Origin of the sequence: Micromonospora sp. NPDC049799, assembly GCF_040656655.1 — a bacterium.
In the GTDB taxonomy this organism is placed as follows: domain Bacteria; phylum Actinomycetota; class Actinomycetes; order Mycobacteriales; family Micromonosporaceae; genus Micromonospora.
This window is the reverse complement of the sequence record NZ_JBFAMU010000758.1, coordinates 1-1,807: the sequence shown is the minus strand read 5'-3', so window position 1 is coordinate 1,807 and position 1,807 is coordinate 1. Positions and strand designations below refer to the sequence as shown.

General features: G+C 72.8%; 3 protein-coding genes. All 3 read right to left on the bottom strand.

Annotation, left to right across the window (positions count from 1 at the left end; genetic code table 11):
* Window positions 1-428, bottom strand: a 428-nt coding sequence (locus AB0I76_RS29180; RefSeq protein WP_357042149.1) for a DEAD/DEAH box helicase, incomplete at its 3' end; no start/stop codon positions are given.
* Window positions 429-646: 218 nt separating this feature from the next.
* Window positions 647-850 carry a cold-shock protein gene (locus AB0I76_RS29175; protein ID WP_007072850.1) on the bottom strand — a complete coding sequence of 68 codons (204 nt, stop codon included), beginning with the start codon at window positions 848-850 and terminating at the stop codon, window positions 647-649.
* Window positions 851-1,046: 196 nt separating this feature from the next.
* Window positions 1,047-1,807: PD-(D/E)XK nuclease family protein (locus AB0I76_RS29170; RefSeq protein WP_357042146.1), on the bottom strand; the 761-nt coding region annotated here is incomplete at its 5' end.

Here is a 1,807-nt window from a genome sequence, read left to right as displayed (position 1 = left end):
TTTATCTGTTCTTGCAGCCGCCGGGGGGTGCCCACGACCACCTCGGCGCCGGCGCGCAGCTCGTCGGCCTGCCGGTTGAGCGAGAGGCCGCCGACCACGGTCGCGCAGCGCACGCCGACCGCCCGGGCGTACGGGGCGAGGGCCGTGGTGACCTGCTGGGCCAGCTCGCGGGTCGGCACCAGCACGAGGGCCAGCGGCCGACCGGGCCGGGCACGCCGGCCGGCGATGCGGGACAGCGTGGGGAGGCCGAAGGCCAGGGTCTTGCCGGAGCCGGTACGGCCACGGCCGAGCACGTCCCGGCCGGCGAGCGAGTCCGGCAGCGTGGCCGACTGGATCGGGAACGGCTCGGTGATGCCCTGCACGGTCAGTTCGGCGAGAAGCGCCGGAGCCAGGCCGGTGTGGGCGAAGGACGGGGTGACGGTGGTCATGCAGAAGCCTTCCTCGACGCGGCACGTGTCGAGGAAGGGCGCCAGGTGCGGCGCTGTCGACCGGCGGACTCGCCACCGGGACTCACAAGCACGAACCGAAGGTGGTACGGGCCGGCCCGCCACCGCGTCGCCGCCTGGAGATCAGGTCGACGGCGGGGCGGGCCGGGCCGTCACTGCGCCCGGGAGGGCGCGGTGGGTGTTACGGGGTGATCCGAAGATCAGAGCGGGCGGATGTTCTCCGCCTGCGGGCCCTTCTGGCCCTGGGTGATCTCGAACTCGACCCGCTGGTTCTCGTCCAGGCTCCGGTAGCCGGAGGACTGGATCGCCGAGAAGTGGGCGAAGACGTCGGCGCCGCCGCCGTCCGGGGTGATGAAGCCGAAGCCCTTGTCAGCGTTGAACCACTTGACGGTGCCAATAGCCATGTGTTTCGTCTCCTTGACGGAACGTCGAGCCCGCACGTGTTGCGGGCTCGAAGAGGAGCGCCCCGCGCGGAACTGCGCGGCTCGCCTGTCGCTTCTGGTCGCCCCGCCCGGAGAACTCCGGACACAACAAAGAGCGCCTGGGGCCATAATCCACCAGGCGCACACAGAGTCTCTGGGAACCATAACTGCAACGCGCCTAATCTATCACGGATCTCGTCGCTGTGAACCCCTCTGCCGGGATTTCCGGTACCGACGTGATCAAGGCGGTCAGGCCCGCGACGTCCAGCAGGTCCGCCGGGCGCACGCTCACACCGTCCCGGACGTAGTGGAAAGCGGCCCCCACCTGCTCGACCGGCACACCGGCCAGCTCCGCCCAGGCCAGCCGGTAGACCGCCAACTGCACGGCGGCGGCATCGGCGGCGACGCCGGTGGGCTGGCGACCGGTCTTCCAGTCGACCACGTCGAAGCGGCCCCCGGGACGGGCGAAGACGGCGTCCATCCGACCCCGTACCACCACCCCGGCGAGCACCGTGGCGAACGGGACCTCCACCTCCACCGGCACCCGGTCGGCCCACTCGCTGGCCAGGAAGCGCTCCTGCAACTCGACGAGCGCCTCGTCCGGGGCGGCGTCCGCATCCGCCGCGCCGGGCAGCTCGTCCAGGTCGAGCAGCCGGTCGGCCCCGAACCGCTGCTCCAGCCAGGCGTGGAAGGCCGTCCCCCGGCGGGCGTACGGGTTGGGCTCGGTGGGCAGCGGCCTGCGCAGCGTACGGGCCAGGGCGGTGGGATCCCGGCGCAGCGCGACGAGCTGGGTCACCGACAGCTGGCCGGGGAGGACGACCTCGACCCCACCGGCCTGCCGGGTCAGCTCGGCCCGCTCGGCGAGCAGCAGGTCGGCCTCCCGCCGCCACCGCGCCACGTCCGGGTCGTCGACCGGGGCGGTCCGGTCGTCGGCCGGCG

What these genes read in the sequence shown, in the direction of transcription:
- AB0I76_RS29175 (WP_007072850.1), bottom strand. Translation starts at nt 850, where the DNA reads ATGGCTATTGGCACCGTCAAGTGGTTCAACGCTGACAAGGGCTTCGGC.